General features: G+C 61.5%; 4 protein-coding genes and 1 pseudogene. 4 read left to right on the forward strand and 1 reads right to left on the reverse strand.

Annotation, left to right across the window (positions count from 1 at the left end; translation table 11 throughout):
• Nucleotides 1-28 precede the first annotated feature (28 nt).
• Nucleotides 29-934, reverse strand: coding sequence for a CRISPR-associated ring nuclease Crn3/Csx3 (crn3, locus tag NW844_RS06835; protein WP_414334606.1), 906 nt, complete (start codon nucleotides 932-934; stop codon nucleotides 29-31).
• A 130-nt stretch (nucleotides 935-1,064) separates the two neighbouring features.
• Between crn3 and NW844_RS06840 the strand changes: the two genes are divergently transcribed.
• The 4 genes and pseudogenes from NW844_RS06840 (at nucleotide 1,065) to cas2 (ending at nucleotide 3,514) form a co-directional block, all read left to right on the forward strand.
• The gene (locus NW844_RS06840; protein WP_414334608.1) at nucleotides 1,065-2,471 is read left to right on the forward strand and encodes a TIGR03985 family CRISPR-associated protein; all 1,407 of its coding nucleotides are present in this window, start codon (nucleotides 1,065-1,067) and stop codon (nucleotides 2,469-2,471) included.
• Nucleotides 2,468-2,606 (forward strand): annotated as a pseudogene (locus NW844_RS06845) (CRISPR-associated endonuclease Cas1); the annotation flags it as partial. The gene NW844_RS06840 and the pseudogene NW844_RS06845, both read left to right, overlap by 4 nt.
• A 51-nt stretch (nucleotides 2,607-2,657) precedes the next feature.
• Entirely contained in the window at nucleotides 2,658-3,236 is a 579-nt protein-coding gene (gene cas1, locus NW844_RS06850) for a CRISPR-associated endonuclease Cas1 (RefSeq protein WP_414334610.1), read from the forward strand.
• On the forward strand, nucleotides 3,236-3,514 hold the full coding sequence (cas2, locus tag NW844_RS06855) for a CRISPR-associated endonuclease Cas2 (RefSeq protein WP_414334612.1): 279 nt from the start codon (nucleotides 3,236-3,238) through the stop codon (nucleotides 3,512-3,514). Before cas1 ends, cas2 begins: the two co-directional genes overlap by 1 nt.
• Nucleotides 3,515-3,825 lie beyond the last annotated feature (311 nt).

Consider the following 3,825-nt stretch of genomic DNA (forward strand, 5'->3'; position numbering starts at 1 on the left):
CTGCAAACCCCAGCTGGAACTCCTGCCCTTATCCTGCTGAGCCGACCAAGCTGCGCACGGCCTGCAGCAGCTCAGCAGGAAGTGGAGAGCCGGGATCCCAGCACAGCTCCAGTTGGTTGGGATCCCTGGGCAGATCTTCCTGGCAGGGGCCCGTGTGCAGGACGGCCACACACCGCAGGTTGCCCCGATCCCGACAAAACTCGTGCCAGAGGGGGATGGCCGCCGGATCCCGGCTGACCAAGAGGTAATGGGAGCAGGCTTCCAGGATCGGCTGCTTGTGGGGATCCACCTTGCCGCCCACATCCACGATCACCAAGCTTTTTTGTTGGCGCAGGGCGAGGATGGCCTGGGCGTGGAAGCTGAAAAATTCAGGGGTCAAACGTCCCCGGTAGCGGTGCTTGAGGATTTTGGCTTCTTCCGGCGGCAGATCCAACGTCCAATTTCCTTCCCCATCCCAGTGGGCCCGCTGTAGATAAACGTTGGGATCCTGGGGCAGCAGGGCCTCGAAAAGAGCGCGGGCCAGGCGGCTTTTACCGCTATCCGGAGGGCCCACCACCATCACTGCCGCCGCCAATTCTGAGCCTGGCCTGCCCTGCACCCAGGGGATGATCTCGCCCACCTGCACCTCTGGGCTGTGGCTGGAGACCACCACTGCCCCCAGGCGCGGGTCGTAGCAGGCCACCCAGCGGGTGAAATGGCACTCGTGCACCAACCAGCCGTAGAGCCAAATGGGGGCGCGCCCGCTCAGTACCACTCCCAAGCGGGGGTCGATCCCCCCAGGCAGGCGCAGTTGAGCCAGATCTTCCGGGAAAACCAGCCGATCCGGTCGGGTCAGCTCGATTTCAATGACCTGAAACGATAGCCCGCCAAGATGGGGTTTCTGCGGCCAATGGGCCAGATAGCCAGACCGCAACTGCAGTGCTACAGCAGCCATAGCAATGGGGACGGAACGACAACAGACTGGCTCCAGTATGGAAAAGATTGGAATCGGGAGCTTCCAATTGTTGGCAGAGTAGGGGCGAAGGGATCCGACCTTGGTCTGTGCCTTGCCCTGGAGGGGGGAGATGAACGGAGGGGAGTTGCCTTTGACGGCAGAAGTATTGCGCTGGCTGGCGGGCGGACAGTTGCCAGAGCGCCTGGAGCGGGCGGTGCGTCTGTGGGTGCTGCTCCAGTGCCTCTATGGCGAAAACCGCTGGCCGGATCTGCCGCAGACCTTTGGCTACACCCACATCCGCGATCGTCTCTTCTCGCCCCACCACCCCAAGCAGGATTTGCCCCATGGGATCGCCTGCCCAGATCCCGGCTGCATTTGCCAGAAGCCCCTGAGCTTTTGGCTAAAGGATCCCGACCTGGTGGCCGCCTTGAAAGCTGAAGTTCCCCATCTGGAGACGCTGCTGGCTAGCCGGCCCTTTTTCAAGACCCACCGCACCCTGCGCAAAGAGCTGGACTACCTGGCCGCCCGGGGCTGGCTGCAGCCAATCGAGGCCAACTCCAAGCGAAGAGATAACTTTCGCTGCCGCGCCGCCGGGGATCGCCCCTCCTTGCCGACGGCTGCCTCGCCCTTGACGTTGTCGGGCGGCCAGCTTGAGCAGATCTACCACGTCCTCAGCGACGTGGCCTTTGTGCATCCCGACGTGCAGGTGTTGCTGGACGATATCTGGAGAGGTCATCAACACCGGCAGCGGCGGCTGTTTGTCTGGTTTGAATACATCCTCTCCGACGAACAGCAGGAGCGGGTGGACGAATACCAAAACCAGCTAGAGGCCTTCTGGACAAAACCGGCGGCAGGGCTGATCCGCTTTGATTACGAAACCCGCCAGCACGGGATCCAAAGGGTTTTCACCTACCCGGTTTGCCTGTTTTATGCCCGCCGCGCCAAGTATTTGGCGGCCTTTGGTCAGCTCCCGCAGGCTGCCGGATCCCTGGGCTGGCACAACTTTCGCCTGGATCGCATTCGCTCGCCTCGCCTGACGGTGGTGCCCTGGTCTGACCCTGCGGTGCCGGCGGAACTCTTGGCCCGCCAGAAGCAAGGGAACTTGCCCACCCCCGAAGCGGTGCAAGCGGCCTGGGAAGAGGCCTGGGGATCTGATTTCTATCTGCCCAAGGCGCTCTTGATCCTGCGCTTTGCGCCCGAGTTTGCCCGCCGCTACGTGGACAACACGGTGCGCCACCCCACCTTCCAACCCATTGACTACGAGCGGATCCCGGCTTTGGTACGGCGGGAGGTAGCCGATGCGGGGGAACGGGAAAAGATCCTGCACATTCTTCGGCAGAGGCCGGCCAGCGACCGCTACTTCCGCGCCTATGTGCGGGTGGGAGACACCAACTTCACCATGCGCCTGCGGGATTGGCGGCCCAACGGCGAAGTGATTGCCCCTCTGGCCTACCGGGAACAGATGGCCCAAGAAGCGCAGGCAGAGCTGGGGTTTTACCGGCCCGAGTTGGCCCTCGCCAAACCCGCCTGCCCATGACCACCCTCTATTTAACCGAGCCGGGTACCGTGGTTCACTGCCAGAACCAAAGCTTGCTCATTCGGCGCCGCGGCCAAGAGCAGCTTTGCCGCCTGGCCGAACTAGAGCTAGTGGTGGTACTGCCCGGGATCCAGTTGACCGCCGCCGCTCTGGCCCAACTGCTGGATCGCGGCGTGGAAACGATAGTTGGATCGCGCCGCCACTTACCCAGAGCGGGAAGCCCTGATGGGTCTGGAGGGCCATTGTGCCCGCATCTATTACCAAGCTCTCCAGCACTGCTTCTCGCCCGAGTGGAACTTCAGAGGCCGCAACCGCCAGCCGCCCCTCGACCCGATTAACGCGCTCCTCAGTTGGGGCTACGGGGTGCTGCTGGCACGGGTGTTCCCGGCAGCCGTCATGGCCGGCTTGGATCCCTACCTGGGCTTTTTCCACACCAATTTGCCCTATCGCCCCAACCTAGTGCTGGATCTGATGGAAGAGTTTCGGCCCTTGGTAGTGGATTGGGCCGTAATCCAGCTCATCAAGGCTGGCCTGCTCACCCCGGAAGATTTCGAGCCGTCGCCGGATGGGACAGGCGTATGGCTGGGATCCCTGGCCAAAAAGCTGTTTTTGGGTGAGCTGGAGCGCCGCTTCCGCCAGCCGTTGCTCTATCCTCCCCAGTCGCGTCGCCTAGCCCTGAGCCAAATTGTGCTGGAGCAAGCCCGCTGGCTGGGCCGTTGCCTGGTGAGCGGCAACCTGGAGTACGAAGCAATGGAGCTGCGCTGATGCTGTGGTTGGTTTGCTACGACGTGGTGGACGATAAGCGCCGACACCAGTTGGCCAAGTGCCTGGAGCAGTGCTGCCAGCGAGTGCAACGCTCCGTTTTTGAATGCCCCCTGGACACTGCCGAGCTGGAAGAGAAGCTGGAAAAGTCGTGGCTGCCTCTGCTCAACCTCCAGGAAGATAGCCTGCGGGCCTACCCTCTGGATGCCAGCGCCAAACAACGCACCAAGGTCTTCGGGGGGCCTCCCCCCTACGAGCCGCCGGACTACCTCATTTTTTGAGGTTCTCAGCTCGGCCAAAATTGTAAAGTTTTGTGCGCAATCCGTCGGGGCGAGCCATCGCTAGCTTTTCTTTGCCGGCGCCAGTTTTTAAGAGGGATCTAATAGCTTTTGCCGGGATTGGCGCGAAAATGTAGCATAATGCCCCTAAAAGAGCGAATTCTCCGACTTGCGCTTATTTGCCAAAGCGATGTTAATATCTGTGTCGGGAAGTCTCCGTACTCCCTCGCAAACGCACCTTGAAAACCGCATGAGTTCAGGCTTTTCCGGGGGTAGGGTTGATCCCTACCTTTTCCCCGCAAGGGGACGGAAAC

Source organism: Synechococcus sp. H55.2, assembly GCF_047462495.1.
In the GTDB taxonomy this organism is placed as follows: domain Bacteria; phylum Cyanobacteriota; class Cyanobacteriia; order Thermostichales; family Thermostichaceae; genus Thermostichus.